This window comes from Nocardioides sp. Z43_10 (genome assembly GCF_059766615.1).
This window is the reverse complement of sequence record NZ_JCBAJY010000010.1, coordinates 34,585-57,373: the sequence shown is the minus strand read 5'-3', so window position 1 is coordinate 57,373 and position 22,789 is coordinate 34,585. Positions and strand designations below refer to the sequence as shown.

At 72.3% G+C, this 22,789-nt stretch carries 22 protein-coding genes; 10 read left to right on the top strand and 12 right to left on the bottom strand.

The features are described 5' to 3' along the window. Positions 1–103: 103 nt before the first annotated feature. The gene (locus AC6EI4_RS17135; RefSeq protein ID WP_498420794.1) at positions 104–1,288 is read left to right on the top strand and encodes a class I SAM-dependent methyltransferase; all 1,185 of its coding nucleotides are present in this window, start codon (positions 104–106) and stop codon (positions 1,286–1,288) included. Next, positions 1,275–2,312 (top strand): hypothetical protein, encoded by a 1,038-nt coding sequence (locus AC6EI4_RS17130; RefSeq protein WP_498452205.1) that lies wholly within the window; start codon positions 1,275–1,277, stop codon positions 2,310–2,312. The genes AC6EI4_RS17135 and AC6EI4_RS17130 overlap by 14 nt, the downstream gene beginning before the upstream one ends. 122 nt (positions 2,313–2,434) lie before the next feature. On the opposite strand, the gene AC6EI4_RS17125 is transcribed toward AC6EI4_RS17130, so the two are convergent. Continuing rightward, positions 2,435–3,931: an HNH endonuclease signature motif containing protein gene (locus AC6EI4_RS17125; protein ID WP_498452204.1), complete on the bottom strand. Its 1,497-nt coding sequence runs from the start codon at positions 3,929–3,931 to the stop codon at positions 2,435–2,437. 240 nt (positions 3,932–4,171) lie between these two features. Between AC6EI4_RS17125 and AC6EI4_RS17120 the strand changes: the two genes are divergently transcribed. The 3 genes from AC6EI4_RS17120 to AC6EI4_RS17110 are packed head-to-tail and all read left to right on the top strand — an operon-like array spanning position 4,172 to position 6,550. Then, positions 4,172–4,987 (top strand): patatin-like phospholipase family protein, encoded by an 816-nt coding sequence (locus AC6EI4_RS17120; RefSeq protein ID WP_498452203.1) that lies wholly within the window; start codon positions 4,172–4,174, stop codon positions 4,985–4,987. Between the two features lie 26 nt (positions 4,988–5,013). Further along, complete coding sequence (locus tag AC6EI4_RS17115; protein WP_498452202.1) at positions 5,014–6,036, top strand: DNA topoisomerase IB; 1,023 nt, start codon at positions 5,014–5,016, stop codon at positions 6,034–6,036. 4 nt (positions 6,037–6,040) lie between these two features. Beyond that, positions 6,041–6,550, top strand: coding sequence for an O-acetyl-ADP-ribose deacetylase (locus AC6EI4_RS17110; protein WP_498452201.1), 510 nt, complete (start codon positions 6,041–6,043; stop codon positions 6,548–6,550). A 4-nt stretch (positions 6,551–6,554) separates the two neighbouring features. On the opposite strand, the gene serC is transcribed toward AC6EI4_RS17110, so the two are convergent. Beyond that, positions 6,555–7,691 (bottom strand): phosphoserine transaminase, encoded by a 1,137-nt coding sequence (gene serC / locus AC6EI4_RS17105; protein WP_498452200.1) that lies wholly within the window; start codon positions 7,689–7,691, stop codon positions 6,555–6,557. 167 nt (positions 7,692–7,858) lie between these two features. Between serC and AC6EI4_RS17100 the strand changes: the two genes are divergently transcribed. Next, on the top strand, positions 7,859–8,413 hold the full coding sequence (locus AC6EI4_RS17100; protein ID WP_498420807.1) for a GNAT family N-acetyltransferase: 555 nt from the start codon (positions 7,859–7,861) through the stop codon (positions 8,411–8,413). A 19-nt stretch (positions 8,414–8,432) separates the two neighbouring features. Continuing rightward, positions 8,433–9,059 (top strand): VldE C-terminal domain-containing protein, encoded by a 627-nt coding sequence (locus AC6EI4_RS17095; RefSeq protein ID WP_498452199.1) that lies wholly within the window; start codon positions 8,433–8,435, stop codon positions 9,057–9,059. 93 nt (positions 9,060–9,152) lie between these two features. Here AC6EI4_RS17095 and AC6EI4_RS17090 read toward each other — a convergent pair whose 3' ends face one another. Continuing rightward, a complete protein-coding gene (locus AC6EI4_RS17090) occupies positions 9,153–10,256 on the bottom strand; it encodes a citrate synthase 2 (protein WP_498452198.1) in 1,104 nt (367 codons plus the stop codon). 164 nt (positions 10,257–10,420) lie between these two features. Here AC6EI4_RS17090 and pdxH point away from each other — a divergent pair, with 164 nt between their 5' ends. The 3 genes from pdxH (at position 10,421) to AC6EI4_RS17075 (ending at position 15,004) form a co-directional block, all read left to right on the top strand. After that, complete coding sequence (gene pdxH / locus AC6EI4_RS17085; RefSeq protein ID WP_498452197.1) at positions 10,421–11,104, top strand: pyridoxamine 5'-phosphate oxidase; 684 nt, start codon at positions 10,421–10,423, stop codon at positions 11,102–11,104. A gap of 121 nt (positions 11,105–11,225) precedes the next feature. Continuing rightward, positions 11,226–12,962 carry an ABC transporter ATP-binding protein gene (locus tag AC6EI4_RS17080; RefSeq protein ID WP_498452196.1) on the top strand — a complete coding sequence of 579 codons (1,737 nt, stop codon included), beginning with the start codon at positions 11,226–11,228 and terminating at the stop codon, positions 12,960–12,962. Continuing rightward, positions 12,959–15,004, top strand: a complete 2,046-nt coding sequence (locus AC6EI4_RS17075) for an ABC transporter ATP-binding protein (protein ID WP_498452195.1) — start codon at positions 12,959–12,961, stop codon at positions 15,002–15,004. Before AC6EI4_RS17080 ends, AC6EI4_RS17075 begins: the two co-directional genes overlap by 4 nt. Before the next feature lie 178 nt (positions 15,005–15,182). On the opposite strand, the gene AC6EI4_RS17070 is transcribed toward AC6EI4_RS17075, so the two are convergent. The 9 genes from AC6EI4_RS17070 to AC6EI4_RS17030 all read right to left on the bottom strand — a co-directional run bounded on the left by AC6EI4_RS17070 (position 15,183) and on the right by AC6EI4_RS17030 (position 22,704). Continuing rightward, positions 15,183–15,425, bottom strand: a complete 243-nt coding sequence (locus AC6EI4_RS17070) for a hypothetical protein (RefSeq protein WP_498452194.1) — start codon at positions 15,423–15,425, stop codon at positions 15,183–15,185. Further along, positions 15,422–17,464: a flagellar biosynthesis protein FlhA gene (gene flhA, locus AC6EI4_RS17065; protein ID WP_498420823.1), complete on the bottom strand. Its 2,043-nt coding sequence runs from the start codon at positions 17,462–17,464 to the stop codon at positions 15,422–15,424. The genes AC6EI4_RS17070 and flhA overlap by 4 nt, the downstream gene beginning before the upstream one ends. Positions 17,465–17,539: 75 nt before the next feature. Then, positions 17,540–18,700, bottom strand: coding sequence for an EscU/YscU/HrcU family type III secretion system export apparatus switch protein (locus tag AC6EI4_RS17060; RefSeq protein ID WP_498452193.1), 1,161 nt, complete (start codon positions 18,698–18,700; stop codon positions 17,540–17,542). Beyond that, positions 18,697–19,458: a flagellar biosynthetic protein FliR gene (locus tag AC6EI4_RS17055; protein ID WP_498452192.1), complete on the bottom strand. Its 762-nt coding sequence runs from the start codon at positions 19,456–19,458 to the stop codon at positions 18,697–18,699. The genes AC6EI4_RS17060 and AC6EI4_RS17055 overlap by 4 nt, the downstream gene beginning before the upstream one ends. A gap of 9 nt (positions 19,459–19,467) precedes the next feature. After that, positions 19,468–19,737 carry a flagellar biosynthesis protein FliQ gene (gene fliQ, locus AC6EI4_RS17050; RefSeq protein ID WP_498420830.1) on the bottom strand — a complete coding sequence of 90 codons (270 nt, stop codon included), beginning with the start codon at positions 19,735–19,737 and terminating at the stop codon, positions 19,468–19,470. 11 nt (positions 19,738–19,748) lie between these two features. Next, positions 19,749–20,546, bottom strand: coding sequence for a flagellar type III secretion system pore protein FliP (gene fliP / locus AC6EI4_RS17045; protein ID WP_498452191.1), 798 nt, complete (start codon positions 20,544–20,546; stop codon positions 19,749–19,751). Further along, entirely contained in the window at positions 20,543–20,995 is a 453-nt protein-coding gene (gene fliO / locus AC6EI4_RS17040; protein ID WP_498452190.1) for a flagellar biosynthetic protein FliO, read from the bottom strand. The genes fliP and fliO overlap by 4 nt, the downstream gene beginning before the upstream one ends. Before the next feature lie 3 nt (positions 20,996–20,998). Continuing rightward, positions 20,999–21,832, bottom strand: coding sequence for a flagellar motor switch protein FliN (gene fliN, locus AC6EI4_RS17035; RefSeq protein ID WP_498452189.1), 834 nt, complete (start codon positions 21,830–21,832; stop codon positions 20,999–21,001). Beyond that, a complete protein-coding gene (locus tag AC6EI4_RS17030) occupies positions 21,829–22,704 on the bottom strand; it encodes a flagellar motor switch protein FliM (protein WP_498420839.1) in 876 nt (291 codons plus the stop codon). The genes fliN and AC6EI4_RS17030 overlap by 4 nt, the downstream gene beginning before the upstream one ends. Positions 22,705–22,789 lie beyond the last annotated feature (85 nt).

The following is a 22,789-nucleotide window of genomic DNA, read 5'->3' as shown; positions in this document are numbered from 1 at the left end:
CCTCGCGCTGGCGGCGCTGATCGTCATCGTCGTCATCGCCTCGTTCCTCTAGACCGTCACCCGGAGCACCGTGTCCGAGCCTCTTCTCCGCGTCCTGGCCCGCATGCGCGGGCATCTGCTCGACCCCGAGGGGCTGGTCCGCGCCGTGGCGACCGGCCGCCAGAAGGGCCAGCAGCCACGCTGGAAGCGTGTCGAGCTGCGCTACGTCGACCTCAAGGCCGGACGGCACCTGCAGGTCACCGCGTACGACGACACCCAGGCGCACACCAGCAACCACCTCGCCGGTGACGCCGCCCGCGACGCCGTCGACGACCTGCTCGACGAGCCCTTCGCCAACTGGCACGTCGAGACCACCACCCAGACCCACCAGGTCCGGGTCACCAAGAAGCTCGAGGCGCTCGTGCACACCGCGGACCGGGCCGCCGAGGTCGAGATCGACCGCGGGCACGACCGCGACAAGCCACGGCTGCTGGCCGAGGACGACCCGGTCCTCCGGGCACTGGGGATCTCCGACGCCCAGGGCCGGATCAAACCCACCCGGCAGGCCAAGTACCGCCAGGTCGAGGAGTTCCTCCGGCTGCTCGACAGCTCGCTGACCGAGGCCCTGGACGGCGGCCACCTGCGCAAGCCGACCGCCGAGGAGCCGCTGCGCATCGTCGACCTCGGCTGCGGCAACGCCTACCTGACCTTCGCCGCGCAGCACTACCTCTCCGCCGTCCGCGGGCTGCCCGTCGCGCTCACCGGAGTCGACGTCAAGGAGCAGTCGCGCGAGCACAACAGCTCGGTCGCCGCGGACCTCGGCGTGGACGCGACGTTCGTGGTCGGCACCATCGCCGGCGCACAGCTCCCGGAGCCGCCCGAGGTGGTGCTGGCGCTGCACGCGTGCGACACCGCGACCGACGAGGCGCTGGCCCGCGCGGTCGGCTGGGGGGCGTCGCTGGTGCTGGCCGCCCCCTGCTGCCACCACGACATCGCCGCGCAGCTGCGTCGCAACCCCACCCCCGCGCCGTACTCGCTGCTGACCCGGCACGGCATCCTGCGCGAGCGGTTCGCCGACACCCTCACCGACGCGCTGCGGGCCTCGTTGCTGCGGCTGCAGGGCTACCGCGTCGACGTCGTGGAGTTCGTCGGCAGCGAGCACACCCCGCGCAACACGATGTTGCGGGCGATCCGCACCGGCAGCCCGGTCAAGGGCGGCGGCGTGCGCAAGGAGTACGACGAGCTGGTCGCCACCTGGGCCGTCCAGCCGAAGCTGGCGCTGCTGCTCGAGGAGCATGTGGACGCGTGAGGCGGCGGGGGCTCTGCTCCTGGCCGTCCCCTTCGTCGTCGGGCTGAGCGCCGAGAGCGGGTCCGGTGCGCCGCCGGACGTGCTGTTCTCCTTCGCCGATCCCGAGATCGTCGAGTCCAGCGGCCTGGTCGCAGGCGACGGGCTGGTCGTGACCGTCAACGACTCCGGTGACGCGGCCCGTGTCTTCACCGTCGACGCGAGCACGGGGGAGACGGTGGGAGTGACCCGGTGGGACCCGGGGACCGACGACGGGGAGCCCGAGGACATCGAGGCGCTCGCCCCCGGACCCGGCGGCGACGGCGAGCGCACGGTGTGGGTGGGCGACATCGGCGACAACGGCTCGTCGCGCGAGGTGGTCCGGGTGGTGCAGGTGCCGCTCGGTGCAGGCGAGCTGCAGGGCTCGCAGCCGACGATCGACCTGGTCTACCCCGACGGCGCGCGCGACGCGGAGACGCTGCTGGCGCACCCCGGGACGGGGCGGCTGTTCGTGGTCAGCAAGTCGGTCTTCGGGGGGACGCTCTACGCCGCGCCGGAGGAGCTCGACGCCTCGGGGACCAACCAGCTGGAGGCGATGGGGCCGGTGCTCGGGGTCGCCACCGACGGCGCCTTCTTCCCCGACGGGCGGCACGTGATCGTGCGCAGCTACACCCGGGCGGTGGTCTACACGTTTCCCCAGCTGGCGGAGGTGGCGTCGATGGACCTGCCCGAGCAGCAGCAGGGCGAGGGCATCGCCGTCGACGAGCGCGGGCGCGTGCTGCTGAGCTCGGAGGGGCTGAAGGCCCCGGTCCTGGAGCTGAAGCTGCCCGCGGACGTGCGCGACCTGGTCAAGGCGAGGCCGGCGCCCGGGGGTGCCGATGACGCCGAGGCGGGAACGCCGTCCGGGGGAGCGGACACGAGCGGTGCGCCCTCCTCGGACATCGCCGGGCTGCCTCGGGAGGCCTGGGGATGGCTGGCCGGGGCCGGAGCGCTCGCGTTGCTCGCCCTCGTCGTCGGGAGAGCCAGGCGGCGCGGACGCGGATGGTGACGGACTACGAGCCGATCGCCTCGGCCGCCCGGATGACGTAGCGCAGTCGCGTCACGGACATGGAGTCGACCAGCAGGACGAGCTCGTACTCGGAGGACACCTCGCCCGTGGTCAGTTGAGGTCTATTCGCGGCGTGGTCGGTGGCGGGTCCAGTCGGGTGGCGGCGGGTCCGGACAATCGGCGCGGTGACCGTCCTGGTACTGGCCGTGGCTGTGGTGGGGGTTTCTGCGGCCCGGGGGTGGCAGGAACTCCGGTAGTCGATCGCGGGGGTTGAGCCGCACCCGCCACGGGCTGTGGTGCAGGGTGCGGTGGTGGTGGCCACAGAGAAGGACCAGGTTGTCGAGTGATGTGGTGCCGCCGTCGGCCCAGTGGGTGAGGTGGTGGGCGTGGCACATCACCGGGGGTCGGGTGCAGGCCGGGAAGGCGCAGTGCCGGTCGCGAACGACGAGGGCGCGCCACAGGGCGGGGGTGACCAGGCGGTGGGCGCGGCCCACGTCGAGTTGTTCGCCGGGCCCACCCAGCGCGACGGGGATCAGGTCCGCGTCGCAGGCCAGCCGGCGTGCGGTGGCCGCGGACAGGGTCAGACCCTCGTCGGTGACCCCCAGTCCGGCGGCCAGGTCGTCGGGTAGCGCGGTCCCGAGCAGCGACCAGTCGATGTCGCCCTCCGAAGCGGCGAAGTTGCCCTCAGCAGTGTTGGGCGCCTTGCAGTCCAGGTGACGGGTCAGGGCCGTGTAGTCGATAGTGACCGTGACCCGCGGCCGAGCGCCATGCGACTCCGGTGCCTGATCGGTGTCCAGCGCGTGCTGCGCGGTCTGGATCAGCGCATCCCACAACCGCGCCCCATGATCACGGGGATCCAGCACCTCCCCGCCACACCCCTCGTCGGGATCCTCGCTCAACGCGGGTTGAGGCTTGGTCAACGGCAACAGCGCCGCCTTGAGGACCGCGGCGTCCTCGACCGACCCCCGCCCCTTGAGGCGGACCCCGCCGGCGCCGTCGTCGACCAGGGACAGGAACCGGTCCAGGTGCGCGGCCCGCTCCGCACGGTCCAGCGCCTTCTCCAGATCCCGCTCGGTCCGCTCGGGGTCGACGACATGAACCAGGTGGCGCGCGGCCTTGGTCAGCTCGGAGGCATCAAGGCGCTCGGCCTCACCCAGCAACAGCGCCTCGGCCTCCTCGCGCAGGCGCGGGTTGCGGGGCAGTTGCTCGACCGCATCCACGATCACCCCGGCCTGCTCGGGCGAGACCCGGCCCGCGCGCAGTGCCGCCAACGTCGCCTGCCGGTCGCTGCACAGCAACCCGGCGTGGTCGACCGCCCGTTTGCCCTGCGCGCGGCGCAGCCCACCCAGGTGGGTGAGCCAGTCCCCGGTCGAGGCCCACGCACGTTCGGTCTTGGCGGCGGCGCGGGCGTGGATCTCGGCCAGCATCTCGACCTCGACCGCCGCCAGGTGCGCCCGCAAACCCTCCAGGGCACCGACCCCGTCCAACAGCTCCTCGGAGGACCGCGCCGCCCACAGCACCGAGTCCAACCCGGCCAGGGCCTCCTCGGCGCGGGAGACCACCGCGACCGCACCACCGGCACCGTCACCGGTGCCGTCGGGGTCGAGTGTGATCTCCATAACACTCACTCAAGCAGGCGCCACCGACAGTCCCCTCCCCGCTGACCTGCCTCGATCCGAATCTGTGGACAACAATCGAAACGGGACTTCCCAGCCCAGAGACTCTCCACAGCTGTGGCACCGCCAGCACCAGCGGCTTCTTCTGCCCCACCGGTGCCACGCCCCGTCGGGACGTTTGCCCCTGCCCGGGTGGGTACCGTGCGCCGGATACTGGGCAGTAGGACCCCACCTGGAGGCGACATGGCGAACAGGCACAACGGACTCGTGGTCGCCCTCAACGGCCGACCAGCGCTCCTCGAGGCCCGGCACCGACTCGCGATGGTCTACGGCGGGGGTGGCGTCTTCGGGATCGCCTTCACCGCCGGCGTCGCAGCGGGCCTCGCCGCGACCGGCGTACCGGTGCGGACCGCTCCCGCGCTCGGCACCTCCGCAGGGTCGTGGACCGCGTCGGCGATCGCGCTGGGGATGACCTACGAGGAGATGGGCCGTGCCCCGGTCACGCCGGTGCCGAACACTCGCTCGCGGGTCCTGGCGGATGCTGCCCGGATGCTGTTCGGCGAGGCCACCCATCCGCTCGTCTCCGTCTCCGCGGTGGCGCTGCGCAGCGGCCGGCGGCACATCCTGGACGGGGGACGCTATCCGCTCGCCGACCTGGTGGCGGCCTCGTCCGCCGTACCCGGGCTGCTGCCGCCGCACCGGGTCGACGGACGGCTCTACATCGACGGCGGGATGTGGTCGGCGACCTCGGTCGACGCGGCGGCGCAGGCAGACCACGTGATCGTGGTGGCGCCGCTCGCCGGGACCGTGATGGGGCCGATGGGGCGCACCGCCGGGTTCCTGCTCCAGCGTGAGCTGAGCCGGTGGCGGGCGCGGCACCCGGACAGCACGGTCACCCTCATCCGTCCCACCCGCGCGATGGCCGAGATCGCCGGTGTCCGCCCGCTCGCGCTCTTCGACGGTGAGCGGGCCCGCGCGGTCTACCCGCTGGCAGTGAAGCTGGGGCGCCGGCGCGGCGAGCAGCTGCGGGCGCAGCTCGAGGCCGGCCCGGCGGCCTGACGCACGGGGTTTGACGCGCCCCCTTCGTGGCAACCTGCACCGGCATGGTGCGGTTGCGCAGAACCTCGCCCGACCAGCCGGGCTGGACCCGGCGACGGGCGGGGCGCGGGTTCGTCTATCTCGACCAGTCCGGGGACCGGCTTCCGGACGAGGCCGTCGAGCGCATCCGGGGCCTGGTCATCCCGCCGGCGTGGCGCGAGGTGTGGATCACTCCGTACGCCAACGGGCACCTCCAGGCCGTCGGCACCGACGACGCCGGAAGGCGTCAGTACCTCTATCACGACGACTGGCGAACCCGGCGCGACGCGGAGAAGTTCGAGCGCGTGCAGGCCTTCGGCGAGGCCCTCAGCAAGGCGCGAGAGCTGGTCGTGACCGACCTCGGCCGCCAGGGGATGCCCCTCGAGCGCGCCTGCGCGGCCGCGGTCCGGCTGCTCGACCTCGGCTACTTCCGGATCGGCAACGACGTCTACGCCGACACCAACGGCAGCTTCGGGCTGACCACGCTCGAGCGACGCCACGTGCGCCGCCGCGACGGGAGGCTGGTCTTCATGTTCACCGGCAAGTCCGGTGTCGAGCACCGCATCGAGATCGACGACGAGGTGGTGGCCGAGGCGATCCAGGTGATGCGGCGCCGGCGCCACGAGGACCCGCGGCTGCTCGCCTACAAGAACGGCCGCTCCTGGCGTGGGGTGCTGCCGGTGCTGGTCAACGACTACGTGCGCGAGACCACCGGCCTGGACGGGTCGGCCAAGGACTTCCGCACCTGGCACGCGACCGTGCTGGCGGCCGCGGCCCTGGCCGAGACCCAGGAGCACGGCGAGAACGCGGCCTCGCGCAAGCGGGCGGTCTCGGGGGCGATGAAGGAGGTGTCGTCGTTCCTCGGCAACACCCCGACGCTGGCCCGCTCCTCGTACGTCGATCCGCGGGTGATCGAGGCCTACGAGCACGGGCGGACCATCGACCTGAGCACGGCGCACGTCGCCGAGGGCGCCGACGCGCGGCAGGTCGCAATGGAGCGAGCGGTTCTCGACCTACTGAGTGAGGAGTGAGCCGGTGCGGATCAGCGTGGTGGAGGGCGACATCACCCGCCAGGACGTCGACGCGGTGGTGAACGCCGCCAGCCGGGCGGTGCGCGGGGGCGGGGGAGTCGACGGCGCGATCCACGCCGCGGGCGGCCCGGCGATCCTCGAGGACTGCCGGCGTCGGCTGCCGGACGGGCTGGCGACCGGCCGGGCCGGCTGGACCACGGCCGGGGAGCTGCCCGCGCGCTGGGTCATCCACGTCGTCGGACCGAACTACCGCGCGGGGGAGACCGACCGCTCGCTGCTCACCTCCTGCTACGCCGAGGCGCTGCGGGTCGCCGACGAGCTCGGGGCGCGCACGGTGGCGTTCCCGCTGGTCAGCGCCGGGATCTACGGCTGGCCCCGGGACGACGCGATCGCCGCCGCGCTGGAGACGCTGCGCGACACACCCACCCAGGTCGAAGAGGCCCGCATCGTCGCCTTCGGGCGGGCGGCGTACGACGAGCTGGTGGCGGCCCTGCGCGCCGCGGGTCTCGGCTAGGAGATCAGCCCAGCCGCTCCACCACGTAGTCGATCGACGCGGTGAGCGCCTCGACGTCGGCGGGGTCGACGGCGGGGTACATCGCGATCCGCAGCTGGTTGCGCCCCAGCTTGCGGTACGGCTCGGTGTCGACGATGCCGTTGGCGCGCAGCACCGCGGCCAGGGCGGCGGCGTCGACGGAGTCGTCGAAGTCGATGGTGGCGATCACCAGCGAGCGGTGCGCGGGGTCGGTGACGTACGGCGTCGCGACGGCGCTGCGCTCGGCCCAGCCGTAGAGCGCGCTGGAGGAGGCCGTGGTCCGCTCGACCATCCCGGCCAGCCCGCCGCGAGCGTTCATCCAGTCCAGCTGCTCGGCCATCAGGAACAGGGTGGCGACCGACGGGGTGTTGTAGGTCTGGTTCTTGGCGGAGTTGTCGATCGCGGTGGGCAGGTCGAAGAAGGCCGGGATGAACCGGTCCGACGCGGCGATCTCGGCGGCCCGGTCCAGGGCGCGCGGAGACATCGTCGCCAGCCACAGGCCGCCGTCGGAGGCGAAGCACTTCTGCGGGGCGAAGTAGTAGACGTCGGTCTCGGCGAGGTCGACGGGCAGCCCGCCCGCCCCCGAGGTGGCGTCGATCAGCACCAGCGCGTCGTCGTCGGCGCCCGCGGGACGTGCCACCGGCGCCATCACCGCGGTGGACGTCTCGTTCTGCGCCCAGGCGTAGGCGTCCACGCCCGGCTCGCCGACCGGGTCGGGCCGGGAGCCCGGGGCGGCGGCGATCACCGACGGCTCGTCGAGCCACGGCGCCCGCCGGGCGGCCTGGGCGAACTTCGAGGTGAACTCGCCGAACGTGAGGTGCTGGCTGCGGCGCCGGATCAGGCCGTAGGTCGCGATGTCCCAGAACGCCGTGGCCCCGCCGTTGCCGAGCACGACCTGGTAGCCCTCGGGCAGCGAGAACAGCTCGGCGAGCCCTTCGCGGACCCGGCCGACGACCTCGCGCACCGGGGCCTGCCGGTGCGACGTCCCCATCAGCGCGGTGCCGGTGGCGGCGAGCGCGTCGAGCGCGGCGGTGCTGACCTTCGACGGGCCGGCGCCGAAGCGCCCGTCCACCGGCCTCAGCTCGGCGGGAATCGTGATCGCGTCCGTCACCTTGTCGCTCACGGGCAACCTTTCGGGGGTCGAGGTGGTCGTGGGTGACGACGCTGTCAGCCACCCCTATTGTGACAGCCGGCGCGAGCGCGGGCACAGCCGACGCCGCGCCGGCGCAGGCACAGGCGCACGCATGGACGCACGCACGGGAACACACGCGGGAAAGAGAAGGGACCAGGATGGCGGACAGGCTCGCCGGGGAGCTGGAGATCCGACGGGTGGGCTTCGGCCACCCCGACGCGCTGCGGCTCGTGGACGAGGTCCAGGCCGAGTACGTCACCCGCTACGGCGGCCCGGACGACACCCCGCTGGAGCCGGCCATGTTCGAGCCGCCGACCGGGTCCTTCTTCGTCGGCTACCTCGACGGTCGGGCCGTCGCCACCGGCGCCTGGCGCCGCCGCAGCGACCTCGAGGTCCTCGGAGCCCGCGAGAGCGCCGAGATCAAGCGGATGTACGTCGCGCCCGAGGCGCGCGGGCGCGGCCACGCACGGCGGATGCTCGCCCACCTCGAGCAGACGGCCGCCGAGGCCGGGGCGGGCGTGCTGGTGCTGGAGACCGGGATCCGCCAGCCGGAGGCGATCGCGCTCTACGTCAGCTCCGGCTACGTCGAGGTGGAGAAGTTCGGCTACTACGCGGACTCGCCGATCTCGCGGTGCTTCGGCAAGGCCCTGGCCGCAGATGCCGGCTCCGCACATGCCGGCTCCGCGCAGGAAGCGCGGACGGGGCGCGACTGAACCTCCTAGCGTCGGCGGGGTGATCTCCTCTGCGCCCTCCCGGCCCCGCTCCGCGCTGTCCGCCGCCCCGTCGCCCGCCGCCCTCGGTCGGGCGCTGGTGAGCGTGCTGGCGCTGGTCCTGCTGGTCCCGGCGCTCGCGGCCGGGCCCGCGCACGCGGCGATCGAGGACTACGCGTCGTACCAGCCTCAGCAGCGCTGTGCGCCGCACGCCAAGCCCGGCACCCGGGTGCTCGCCGGCTGGCTGGTGCGCAGCTTCGGCGGAGCCAGCGGCCCGCTGTCGCGCAGCTGCGCGGGCGGGGGCGTCTCGGAGCACAAGGAGGGGCGGGCCGTGGACTGGACCCTGGACGCCACCGACCCCGCCGACGCGGCCCGGGCCCAGCGCTTCCTGGCCCGTGCCTTCGCCACCAACGCCTGGGGCAAGGAGCACGCACTGGCCCGGCGGATGGGGATCATGTACGTCATCTTCGACGACCGGATCTACTCCAGCTACGACCGGTTCGCCGGGCGGCCCTACCTCAACTCCTCGTGCAAGCGCCGGGCCCGCTGCTCGGTGACGCTGCGCCACCGCGACCACATGCACATCTCGCTGAGCCGGGCCGGGGCGCGCGGGACGACCAGCTGGTACCGCAACCGGCTGCCCCGCTGACACGCTGAGACGCTGCCCCGCTGACACGCCTCAAACGCATCGGGCCGGCACGGACGAGGTCCGTGCCGGCCCGATGCCGGGGGCGTGAGCGGGCTACTCGCTCCAGGCCTCGTTCCAGCCGTCGATCGAGTCGGCCGGTCGCGAGGAGGGGCCGGTGTAGATCGCGGAGGGCCGGATCAGCCGTCCGGTGCGCTTCTGCTCCAGGATGTGCGCCGACCAGCCGGCCGTGCGCGCGCAGGTGAACATCGAGGTGAACATGTGCGGGGGCACCTCGGCGAAGTCGAGCACGATCGCGGCCCAGAATTCGACGTTGGTCTCCAGCACGCGGTCGGGACGACGCTCGCGCAGCTCGGCGAGGGCCGCCTTCTCGAGCGCCTCGGCGACCTCGTAGCGGGGCGCGTCGAGCTCCTTGGCCGTGCGGCGCAGCACGCGGGCACGGGGGTCTTCGGCGCGGTAGACGCGGTGGCCGAAGCCCATCAGCCGCTCGCCGTTGTCGAGCAGCTGCTTGACGTAGGCCTCCGCGTCGCCGCTCTCCTCCACGTCGCGGATCATCCCGAGCACCCGGGACGGGGCGCCCCCGTGCAGCGGACCGCTCATCGCGCCGATCGCGCCGGAGAACGCCGCGGCCACGTCGGCCCCGGTGGAGGTGATCACCCGGGCGGTGAACGTCGAGGCGTTCATCCCGTGCTCGGCGGCCGAGCTCCAGTAGGCGTCGATCGCCTTGACGTGCTTGGGGTCGGCCTCACCCTTCCAGCGGATCATGAACCGCTCGGCGAGCGTGGCGCCCTTGTCGACCTCGCGCTGGGAGACGACCGGCTGGTCGAGCCCGCGGGCGGCCTGAGCGGCGTACGAGAGCACCATCACGGCGACCCGGCTGAGGTCCTCGCGGGCCTGCTCGTCGGAGATGTCGTAGGTCTGGCGCATCCCGAAGGCGGGGGCCAGCATCGCCACGGCGGCCTGGACGTCGACGCGGATGTCACCGGTGTGCACCGGGATGTTGTACGGCTCGGCGGGGGGCAGCCCGGGCTCGTAGGCCCCGTCGATGAGCAGGCCCCAGACCTTCTCGAACGGGACGCGGCCGACGATCTCTTCGATGTCGACGCCGCGATAGCGCAGCGCGGAGCCCTCCTTGTCGGGCTCGGCGATCTCGGTCTCGAAGGCGACGACGCCCTCCAACCCGTGGTGCACCTCGGTCATGAGGCTCCTCTGCTGTGAATTGCTGCCTGAATGCTGTGGGGGTGGTGCCGATCGGCGAGGGCCGGGCGCGTGTGCGCGCCGCGGTCGCCCCACGCATTCTGCACCCCGGTGGCCTGTGGTGAAACACGCGAGCGCCCCGGGGCCCGGCTGGCTAGGCTCGGGACATGACCGACGGCGCCCGTTCCCCGAGGCCGGCGCCCGGCCTCACCCCCGCTCTGGCCGCGCTGCGCGAGGAGTACACGCGCGGCGGTCTCGAGGAGGGCGACCTCGCCGAGGGCCCGGTCACGATGTTCGCGCGGTGGTTCGCCGACGCCCGATCCGCAGGGCTCTACGAGCCCAACGCGATGGTGCTCTCCACGGTCTCCGCGCAGAGCAGAGCCTCCTCGCGGATGGTGCTGCTCAAGGGCGTCGACGCCGAGGGGTTCGTCTTCTTCTCCCATCGCGGCTCGCACAAGGGGCGGGACCTCGTCGCGAACCCCTCCTGCGCGCTGCTCTTCCCCTGGCACCCGCTCGAGCGCCAGATCCGCGTCGAGGGGACCGCGAGCGAGCTGTCGCGCGACGCGGTGCAGGACTACTTCGCCCAGCGCCCGCGCGGCTCCCAGTTGGGTGCCTGGGCCTCGCCGCAGTCGCGCGAGGTGGCCGGCCGCGCCGCCCTCGCCGCGTCGTACGACGAGGTCGCGGCGCGCTTCCCCGACGACGAGCCGGTGCCGGCGCCCCCCGAGTGGGGCGGCTGGCGGGTCTCCCCGGAGTCCGTCGAGTTCTGGCAGGGCCGGCCCGGCCGGATGCACGACCGGCTCGTCTACGAGCGGGCCGGCGCGGGCTGGCGCACGTTCAGGCTGGCGCCGTGAGTCTCCTGTCGGTTTCCCCGGTCGACCGGGGAAGCCTGAACTTGTCGGCCGAAATTTCGCCGGACAACATCAGCGATACCCGGCCGGCCGGGGAAACCACCACCCCCAGGAGTGCCCCCTGATGCTGCTGAGACTCCTGCGCCTGCACCTGGCGCCGTACCGCTCCTGGCTGGGCGCGGTCCTGGTACTGCAGTTCGTCGGGGTGGTGGCGATGCTCTACCTGCCGAGCCTGAACGCCGACATCATCGACGACGGCATCGCCCAGGGGGACACCGGCTACATCCTGCGCGCCGGTGGGCTGATGCTCGCCGTCTCGCTGGTGCAGATCGCCTGCTCGGTGGGGGCGGTGTGGTTCGGCGCGCGCAGCGCGATGGCCTTCGGTCGCGACGTGCGCGCCGCGCTGTTCCACCGGGTCACCACGTTCTCGGCGCGTGAGGTGGCCGAGTTCGGCTCCGCGTCGCTGATCACCCGCGGGACCAACGACGTCCAGCAGGTGCAGATGCTGGTGCTGATGACCTGCACGGTGGCGATCTCCGCGCCGATCATGATGGTCGGCGGCGTGGTGATGGCGCTGCGCGAGGACGTCGGTCTCGGCTGGATCCTGGCCGTGGTGGTGCCCGCGCTGTTCCTCGCGGTCGGGCTGGTGGTGAGCCGGATGGTGCCCAGCTTCCGGCTGATGCAGGAGCGCATCGACGCGGTCAACCGGGTGCTGCGCGAGCAGATCACCGGGATCCGGGTGGTGCGAGCCTTCGTGCGCGAGCCGGAGGAGGTACGGCGCTTCGCGGATGCCAACGCCGAGCTGACCGAGGTCGCCGTCCGCGCGGGGCGGTGGATGGCGACGCTCTTCCCGCTGGTGATGCTGGTCGTCAACGTCTCCAGCGTCGCGGTGATCTGGTTCGGCGGGCATCGCGTCGACTCCGGCGAGATGGAGGTGGGGGCGCTGACCGCGTTCCTGTCCTACCTGATGCAGATCCTGATGTCGGTGATGATGGGCACCTTCATGCTGATGATGCTGCCGCGCTCCGCGGTCTGCGGCGAGCGGGTGCTGGAGGTGCTGCAGACGCCCTCGTCGGTGGTGAGCGCCGCCGACCCGGTCACCCCGGACCCGGGCAGGCGCGGCTGGCTCGACCTGGACGGCGTCGCCTTCGCCTACCCCCGCGCGGAGGCGCCGGTGCTCTGCGACGTCACGTTCTCGGCGCGGCCGGGCCAGACGCTGGCCGTGGTGGGCTCGACCGGTGCCGGCAAGACCACGCTGGTCAACCTGGTGCCGCGGCTCTTCGACGCCACCGCGGGCGTGGTGCGTGTGGCGGGCGTCGACGTGCGCGACCTCGACCCCGAGGCGCTGTGGAGCCAGATCGGGCTGGTGCCGCAGAAGGCGTACCTGTTCAGCGGCACCGTCGCCAGCAACCTGCGCCACGGCCGACCCGAGGCCACCGACGAGGAGCTCTGGGCCGCGCTCGAGGTGGCGCAGGCGGCCGACTTCGTCCGGGCGCTGCCCGACGGGCTCGACGGTCCCGTCAGCCAGGGCGGCACGAACTTCTCCGGCGGCCAGCGCCAACGGCTGGCGATCGCCCGGGCGGTGGTGCGCCGACCGGGGATCTACCTGTTCGACGACTCCTTCTCCGCGCTCGACCTGGCGACCGACGCCCGGCTGCGCGCCGCGCTGCGACCGGTCACCCGCGACGCCACCGTGGTGATCGTGGCCCAGCGGATCGCGACGATCCGCGACGCCGACCTGGTGCTGGTCCTGGAGGGCGGGCGCATCGTGGGACGGGGCACCCACGACGAGCTGCTGCGCGACTGCGCGACGTACCAGGAGATCGTCAGCTCCCAGCTCGCCACCGAGGACGTCGCATGAGCACCCGCGACGCCCAAGCCCCCGGCAGCCAGCCCGCCGGCGACCAGCCCGCCAACGGAGGCAGCCAGCCCGCCAAGGGCAAGGCGTTCCAGGCCACCGAGCGCATCGACGCCGGCCCCGGCGGCCCCGGCGGCCCGGGCCGCGGACCGCACGGCGCGATGGTCGCGCAGAAGGCGATGACCTTCGGCCCCTCGGCCAAGCGCCTGGCAGCGCGGATGCGCCCCGAGCGGCTCAAGGTCGCCGCGGTGGTGCTCCTCGGCGTGCTCAGCGTCGCGCTGATGTCGATCGCGCCGCGCATCCTGGGCCACGCCACCGACCTGGTCTTCGCCGGGTTCATCGGCCGCAGCCTGCCCGCCGGCACCACCCGCGAGGAGGTCGTCGACGGGCTGCGCGCGCGTGGTGACGACACCCGCGCCGACATGATCGCCGCGATGTCCGACCTGGTCCCCGGGCAGGGGGTCGACTTCGACGCGGTGGGCCGGGTGCTGATGCTCGTGCTGGCCGTCTACGTCGTCGCGTCGCTGCTGGCCTGGCTGCAGGGCTACATCCTCAACGAGGTCGTGCAGCGCACCGTCTACCGGATGCGCGAGGACGTCGAGACGAAGATCAACCGGCTGCCGCTGGGTTACTTCGACCGCTCGCCGCGCGGAGAGCTGCTCAGCCGCGTCACCAACGACATCGACAACGTCAGCCAGACCCTGCAGCAGACGATGAGCCAGCTGCTGACGTCGCTGATGACGGTGCTGGCGGTGCTGGGGATGATGTTCTGGATCTCCCCGCTGCTGGCGCTCGTCGCGCTGGTCTCGGTGCCGGTGTCGCTGCTGGTGACCCGCGCGATCATGCGGCGCTCCCAGGGGCTGTTCGTCGCCCAGTGGCGCGGCACCGGCCGGCTCAACGGCCACGTCGAGGAGGCCTTCTCCGGGCACGCGCTGGTCAAGGTGTTCAACCGCCGCGAAGAGGTCGAGCGGACCTTCGCCGAGCACAACGACGAGCTGTTCGAGGCCAGCTTCGGAGCCCAGTTCGTCTCCGGGCTGATCATGCCGGCGATGATGTTCATCGGGAACGTCAACTACGTCCTGATCGCGGTCATCGGCGGTCTGCGGGTGGCCAGCGGCTCGCTGTCGCTGGGCGAGGTGCAGGCGTTCGTGCAGTACACCCGCCAGTTCACCCAGCCGCTGACCACGCTCGCCTCGATGATGAACCTGCTGCAGTCCGGCGTCGCCTCGGCGGAGCGGGTCTTCGAGCTGCTCGACGCTGATGAGGAGCCGGCCGACCCGCCACCCCTTCCCACGCCCGCCGTACGGCGCGGCGAGGTGGCCTTCGAGCACGTCTCGTTCCGCTACGAGCCGGACACCCCGCTGATCGAGGACCTGTCGCTGGTGGCGCGGCCCGGCCAGACGGTGGCGATCGTCGGACCGACCGGGGCGGGCAAGACGACGCTGGTCAACCTGGTGATGCGCTTCTACGACATCGACGCCGGGCGGATCACCCTGGACGGCGTGGACATCACCACGATGCCGCGCGGGGAGCTGCGCGGCCAGGTGGGGATGGTGCTGCAGGACACCTGGCTGTTCGCCGGCACGATCCGCGACAACATCGCCTACGGGCGTCCCGGCGCCAGCGAGGAGGAGATCCTGGCCGCGGCGCGCGCGACGTACGTCGACCGCTTCGTGCACGCGCTGCCCGACGGTTACGACACGCTCCTCGACGAGGAGTCCGGCAGCCTCAGCGCGGGCGAGCGGCAGCTGGTCACCATCGCGCGCGCGTTCCTGGCCGATCCGGCGCTGCTGATCCTCGACGAGGCGACCAGCTCGGTGGACACCCGCACCGAGCTGCTGGTCCAGCACGCGATGGCCGCGCTGCGCCGCGACCGCACCTCGTTCGTGATCGCCCACCGGCTCTCGACCATCCGCGACGCCGACCTGATCCTGGTGATGGAGGACGGCGCGATCGTCGAGCAGGGCACCCACGAGGAGCTCCTGGTGCGCGACGGCGCGTACGCCGCGCTGCACCGCTGGCAGTTCGCCGCCGCGGTCGACTAATCGCTTGTCGGCTCCCGGCGCCGGGCGTAATTTGGAAGGACACGGGAAAGGAGGTGGTCCGAAAGATGAAGTCTTCGAGGACGCGTGAGGTGGCTGCTCGCTAGCAGCTCCACCGCCGACGGCAGTGTCGATGCCGCTGGCAATTCCAGGGCAGTCACCCGGCCCGCAGGCGAACCGGTCAGTCCTCCGGTTCGGGCGATACGTCGCCGAGCCTGCGGGCCGTTCCCGTCTCCGGTGCCGTCCTGGGCGCCCACCGCGACATCCGGGCGGCCAGGCTGAGCACCGCCCAGAGCGCCAGCAGGCACAGCAGCCAGCGCTGCACCGCCACGTCGGCCGACAGCGTCCGGTCCACGTGCACCGCCCACCAGGCCGGGGCGGTGAGCAGGGACCCGGTGACGACGGCGACCGCGAAGGGGTTCACGCCAGCACCGCCAGCCGGTCCTCAGCGCTGACGACGCCCTCGGAGTGGATCTGCTCGGCGCCGGTGAGCTCCTGGTAGGAGAGCACCGGCAGCTTGGGCAGCATCGTCTCCACCAGCCGGCGCACCGCCGGACGGACCTGCGGCGCGCAGACCAGCACCGGCGGCAGGTTGCGGTTCTCGGCCTCGGTGACGAGCTGCGCCAGGTGGGTCAGCATGGCCTGACCGATGTCGGGGGAGATGGCGATGGTCGCCCCGGTGTCGGTGACGCGCAGCGACTCCAGGAGCTGCTGCTCGAGGCGCGGCTCGAAGGTGATCACGTGCAGCGACTTCTCGACCAGGTACGGCGCGACGATGCCGGGCCCGAGCGCGGCGCGCGCGGCCTCGACCAGGGCGTCGGCGTCCTTGGTGCGCGCGGCCCGCAGGGAGAGGGCCTCGAAGATCCGGACCAGGTCGCGGATCGCGACACCCTCGCTCAGCAGGGCCTGCAGCACCCGCTGGACCTCGCCGAGGCTGAGTTGCGCCGGGGTGAGCTCCTCGACCACCACCGGGTGCGAGCGCTTGACCACCTCGGTGAGCATCTTGACGTCCTCGCGGCCCAGCATGCTCGCCGCGTGCTGGGTGATCACCTCGGCCAGGTGGGTGGTGATCACCGAGGCGCGGTCCACGACGGTGGCGCCGCTGAGCTCGGCCTGGCTGCGCAGCTCGGCGGGGATCCACTTCGCCTCCAGCCCGAAGACCGGCTCACGGGTGGGCTTGCCGGGCAGCGAGCCCAGGAAGTCGCCGATCGCGAGCACGGTGCCCGAGGGTGCCTCGCCGCGGGCCACCTCGGTGCCGAAGAGCATGATCGCGTAGGTGTGTGGTGGCAGGTCCAGGCTGTCGCGGGTGCGCACCGGGGGAGCGACCACCCCGAGCTCGCCGGCGATCTTGCGGCGCAGCGCCTTGACCCGGTCCAGCAGGTCGCCGCCGACGCTGGGATCGACCAGGTCGATCAGGTCGACGGCCAGCTCGAGACCGAGCGGGTCCACCTGGATCTCGGCCACCAGCTGCTCGGGCGACTCCGCGGTGGGCAGCGCCTCGGGGGCGGTCTTCGCCATCTCGACCGGGACGCTCTCGCGGGGGATCCGCGAGGAGGCCAGCAGCATGATCCCGCCGGCGAAGAGGAAGGGGATCTTGGGCAGCCCGGGGATCAGGCACAGCCCGAACGCCGCGAAGCCGGCCACCCGCAGCGGCGTCCGGTTGGCGGTGATCTGCCGGACGATGTCGGAGCCCATGTCCTCGTCGGCGGTGGAGCGGGTCACGATCAGGCCGGTGGCCACTGACAGCAGCAGGGCGGGGATCTGCGAGACCAGCCCGTCGCCGACGGTGAGCAGGCTGTAGGTCTGCACCGCCTCGCCGAAGGGCATGCCCAGCTGGGCCACCCCGACGGCGAAGCCGCCGAGCAGGTTCACGATCGTGATGATGATGGCGGCGATCGCGTCGCCCTTGACGAACTTGGACGCGCCGTCCATGGCGCCGTAGAAGTCGGCCTCGCCGTGCACCTCGGCGCGCCGGCGGCGCGCCTCCTCCTCGTCGATGAGCCCGGAGTTGAGGTCGGCGTCGATGGCCATCTGCTTGCCGGGCATCGCGTCGAGGGTGAACCGGGCGCCGACCTCGGCGACCCGGCCGGCGCCGTTGGTGATGACCACGAACTGGATGACGAGCAGGATCACGAAGACGATCAGACCGACGATCAGCGAGCCGCCGACGACGAAGTGGCCGAAGGTGTCGATCACCTTGCCGGCGTAGCCGTCGAGCAGCACCAGGCGGGTGGCGCTCACGTTGAGCGCCAGCCGGAACAGCGTCATCACCAGGATCACCGCGGGGAAGGCGGCGAAGTCCAGCGGCTTGTGGACGAACATCGCGACCATCAGCACCAGCAGCGCGCCGGTGATGTTCAGCGCGATCAGCATGTCCAGCACCACCGCGGGCAGCGGGACGACCAGCATGACCACGATCATCACGATGCCGACGGGCACGCCGAGCTGGGTCAGACGCTTCATGGGGACCTTTCGGAGGGTCGCTGCAGCCAGTGCCCTCCGTGGCACCTCACCGGCGCCATCCTGGCGTCCGCCTGCTCATCGGCTCGCCCGCGCGACAACTGAAGGGCTCGCCGTCGCGGCGGTCGGCCGGCGGCGCCGGATCGGGCTGGTCTCGGGCAGCGTCTCGAGGCCGCGGGGGGTGTCGTGGCTGCCCCCGCGCTGACCGCGGGTGCGCCGGCTGATCACGAAGGCCAGCACCTGGGCCACGGCGCCGAAGAGCTCGGTGGGGATCTCCTGGCCGACCCGGGTGGAGGTGTAGAGGGCGCGGGCCAGCGGCACGTCGCGCACCAGCGGCACCTCGGCCTCGCCGGCGGCCTCGCGGATCCGGGCGGCCACCACCCCGGCGCCCCGGGCCACGACCCGCGGCGCGCCGTTCTCCGGGTCGTAGCGCAGCGCCACGGCGACGTGGGTGGGGTTGACCAGCACCACGTCCGCCGTCGGCACGTCGGTCATCATCCGGTTGCGGGCAGCGGCCAGCTGACGCGAGCGGATCGCGCTCTTCACCAGCGGATCGCCCTCGCTCTGCTTGTGCTCGCGCTTGACCTCGTCCTTGGTCATCCGCGCCGACTTGCCGACCTTGCGGCGCTGGAAGGCGTAGTCGGCCACCGCCAGCACCACGCCGGCCACCGACACGTTGATGACCAGCGACCTGGCGTCGTCGGCGACCGTCTCCAGCACCATCGGCACCGGCGCCAGCGTGCCGACCATGGGCATCAGGCCCTTGATCGAGAGGTAGCCGAGGTAGGTGACCACGCTGGCCTTGAGCAGCATCTTGGCGCCCTCCCAGAGCGCCTGGAGACCGAAGACGCGCTTGGCGCCCTTGATCGGGTCGAGCTTGGACAGCTTGGGCTTCAGGGACTTGGTGGCGAGGTAGAAGCCGCCCTGGGAGAGCGCGCCGGCGACCCCGACGACCATCACCGCGACGCCGAGCAGCAGCAGCGCCAGCGCGATGTGCTTGGCGCCGCCGGCGGCGAGCTGCAGGGCGAGCGCGGGGCTGGCGCTCTCACCCGCCCGGAGGCTGGCGATCATCAGCTCGCGCAGGCTCTCCAGCTCCAGGCCCAGGAGCTTGGGCAGGAACGCCCCGACCAGCAGCATCGAGGCCCAGGCGCCGAGCTCCTGGGTGCGGGGGACCTGGCCCTCCTTGCGGTTCTCCTTGTTCTTCTTCGGTGTCGGCTTCTCGGTCTTCTCCTCGCTCATGACACCCCCGCCAGCGTGGCCATCGCCTCGTTGGCCAGATCGACCAGCCGGGAGAGCACCTCGGGCAGCACCGGGAAGGAGAGGCCGAGCAGGAGCAGGGTGAGCGCGATCTTGACCGGGAACATCACGTTGATCGCGTTGAGCTGGGGCGCCACCTTGGTCAGCAGGGCGAGGGCCAGGTCGGAGACGAACAGCACCGCGATCAGCGGCAGCGCGATCTGGACCGCGGTCACGAAGAACATGCTGAACGCGGTGGTGACCACGACGTGGATCCGGTCGAAGTCCGGGCTCGCGCCGAGGGGGAGGAAGTCGAAGGTCTTCAGCAGCCCGCCGATCACCAGCAGGTGGCCGCCGGTCACGAAGAGCAGCGTGGTGGCCAGCAGCTGGTGGACCTTGCCCATCACGGTGCTCGAGTTCATCGACAGCGGGTCGAAGCCCTGGGCCAGCGAGAAGCCGCCGAAGACGTCGATCAGGGCGCCGGCGGCCGCGATCGCCGCGAAGAGCAGGTGGGTGACGAAGCCCATCGAGAGCCCGATCATCACCTGGGTGGCGATGCCGACGGTCAGGTCCACCGCCCCGGTGGAGATCCCGGCGGCCGACGGCGTCGCCGCCAGCCCCAGGCCCAGCGCGATCACCATCTTGGCCATGCCGGGCACCGAGCGGCCCGCGAACGGCGGGACCACGGCCAGCCAGGCGAGGATCCGCACGGAGGCCAGCAGGTAGGCGATGAGCGGCTCGCCGGCGATCGTCAGCGTCATGGCGGGCGCCTAGCCGAGCAGAGCCGGGAGGCGCTCGAAGAGATCGACGGTGAAGTTGATCATCGTGGCCAGCATCCAGTTGCCGCAGACCAGCAGCGCGACGCCGACGGCGAGCAGCTTGGGCACGAAGGCCAGGGTGAACTCCTGGATCTGCGTCATCGACTGGAACAGCGAGATGACGAAGCCGACCACCAGCGAGGTCAGCAGGATCGGCGCGGAGAGCTTGAGCGCGACCATCATGGTCTGCATGGCGATCTCGATGATCGCGGTGTCGGTCATCTTCGCGCGCCCTATCCGTAGCTCGCGACGAGGGACTTGATGACCAGCGCCCAGCCGTCCACCAGGACGAAGAGCAGCAGCTTGAACGGCAGCGAGACCATCACCGGCGGCATCATCATCATGCCCAGCGCCATCAGCGCTCCGGCCACGACGATGTCGATGACCAGGAACGGGATGAAGATGATGAAGCCGATGATGAAGGCCTGCTTGATCTCGCTGAGCACGAAGGCCGGGGCCAGGGTGGTGAGGCCGACCTCGTCGCGGTTGGCCGGGAGCTCGCGGTCGGCGACGTTGGTGAGCAGCCGCAGCTCCTCGTCGCCGGTGTTGTCGAGCATGAACTCGCGCAGCGGCTCCACGCCCTCGGTGAACGCCTGGCTCGAGGTCTTGTCGCCGTCGAGGTAGGGCTGCACACCGAGGTCGTTGATGTCGGAGAGCACCGGTCCCATGATGAAGAGGCTGAGGAACAGCGCGAGCCCGGCGAGCACCTGGTTGGGCGGCGTCTGCTGCAGCCCCAGCGCGTTGCGGGTCAGGCCGAGCACGATCAGGATCTTGGTGAAGCTGGTGCAGGTCAGCACGATCGCCGGGAGCAGCGAGAGCAGCGTGAGGCCGATCAGCGCGGTCACCGACGTGCCGGGGTCGTCGGTCAGCCCGTCGAGCTCGATCGTGACGCTGGAGCCCCCGCTGGGACCGCCCGGTCCGCTCGGCCCGTCGGGAGCGGCGTACGCCGTGCCGACGGCCGTGAGCAACCAGAGTGAGACGACGAGCAGGACCAGGGCCAGAGCCCGGCGCCCGGTGCCAGACAGGGTCACGGGGTCCGCCTGCTGGCGGCGGTGAAGGCCTGGCGCCAGGTCTGCGGGCTGAGCACCGACCCGACCAGCGGGCCGGTGCCCGCGGAGGTGGGCACGGACGCCCGGGCGCGATCGGAGCCGGCGCGGTCGGAGCCCGCGCGGTCGGATCCGGGACCGCCGAGCAGCGCCAGCGCGGCCACGTCGGCCTCGGTGTCGACGTCCTCGATCTCCTCGGGCTCGAGCTCGGCGAGCACCCGGACCTGCTGCTCGGTCACGCCCAGCACCAGCACCCGGGACCCGACCGTGACCACCGACACCGAGGACGAGCGGCTCAGCGCCTGGCGCTGGACGACCCGGATCAATGCGTCCCGGTTGCCCCGGAAGCGCCGCGAGGTGAAGCGCGCCAGCAGCATCAGCAGGCCGATGACCGCCGCCAGTGAGAAGGCCAGGCGGAGGCTGAGCTCAAGCAAGCCTCAGCCCGCCGAGGAGTCGGTGACGATCTCGGTGACGCGCAGGCCGAAGTCCTCGTCGACGACGACGACCTCGCCCCGGGCGATCAGCCGGCCGTTGACCAGCAGATCCGCCGGGCTGCCGGCCGCGCGGTCGAGCTCGAGCACGGCGCCGGGGGAGAGCGCGAGCAGGTCGCGCACGGTCATCCGGGTGCGGCCCAGCTCGACGGTGACCTCCATGTCGACGCCGTGCAGCATCTCGATGCCGCGACGCGGGACCGAGGCGCTGCCGCTCTGGGGGGTGCTGCCGGTCATCGGGAGCGCGTCGTAGGCGGCCGGGCTCACCTGCTGCGTCTGCGCGGAGGCAGGCGAGGCGGTGGCGGTGGGCTCCGCGCCGGTCCGCTCGGCGGCGGCCAGCGCGTCCTGCAGGGTGGCGTCCTGGAGCAGGACGGCGGCCGCGAAGCCGCTGCCGAGCAGCGGCACGACCGTGAAGTGGGGCCCGAGATCGCCGATCACCAGGGTCAGGTCGACCGCCCGAGCCGGGCCCACCTGGGTGCCCAGTGCTCCGGCGACCACGTCGAGCGTCGGCTGCACCGCGGCGGCCAGGTCGAGCCCGCCCAGCGGGCTGGACTCCAGCGCGGACACCAGGTCCTGGGCCACCAGGAGTCCCAGGCGACCGGTAACCGGTCCCTGCAGATCGGCCGTCACCGCGGCGGCGAAGGCGGCGGTGACGTGCGCGGTGCCGGGCTGGGCGCCCATGGCGACCAGCGGGTCGGCGGACGGCAGCACCTCGGCCGCGGCGGTGGCCGCGGCGGTCGCCAGCTCGGTCAGCCGGTCGGCGAGGGGGGCGGTGGTCATTGGTTCTCCTTCGGGGTGCCCACGATGAGGGCGGCGAGGCGGGGGCCACGGGCCCCGGCGGTGGCGTGGGCGAAGGTGGTGCCGTCGACCACGACGTCGAGGGGGGCGGAGGCGGGATGTCCCAGGCGCAGCACATCGCCCTGGCGGAGGTCGCCGAAGTCGTCGGGGGACAGCCGGGTGGGACGGAAGCGGACCGCGATGTCGACCGGGACGCTCTGGAACTGGGTGGCGAGCTCCTCGGCGGCACGGGCGCGGTGCTGACGCTCGCGCTCGGAGACCGGCGAGGGAGCCGCCGCCCGCACCAGGTGGGGGAGCAGCTCCTGAAACGGCAGGCACACCGTGAGGGGGTGGCTCTGCTCATTGATCTTCAGCTCGAGCGAGGCCACCACCATCACGTCGGAGGCGCCGGCGACCTGGGCGAACTGCGGGCTGTACTCCACCCGGCTGACGCTGGGCTCCAGGGTGAGGATGCCGGCCAGCGAGTAGCGCATCTCTCCGAGCAGCCGCTCGACGAGCCCGGCGACGACGCTGGCCTCGATCTCGCTGAGCGGGCGCCGCGGCTGCTGGGGGCCGCCGTGCCCGCCGAGCATGTGGTCGACGCACGACATGGTGGCCAGCAGCGGCAGGTTGAACACGCACTGGGAGCTCAGCGGGTCCGCGCTGAAGATCGTCAGGTACGACGAGGCGTCCAGCGAGTCGATGTACTCGGCGTAGCTGCGCTGGTCGATCGAGGTGAGGTAGACCGACGAGACCATCCGCAGCGACGAGGTGAACACCGTCGTGGCCTGGCGCGCGAAGCCGTCGAAGGCCAGCTGCAGCATCCGCGAGTGCTCGCGCGAGAGCTGGATGGGGCGGCGGAAGTCGTAGGGCACCGGCTCGCTGCGGGTACGCCGACGCGCACGACCGGACTGCGGGGCCGATCGGGGTGGCAGATTCGTTGCCGCGGAGGGGAGCACG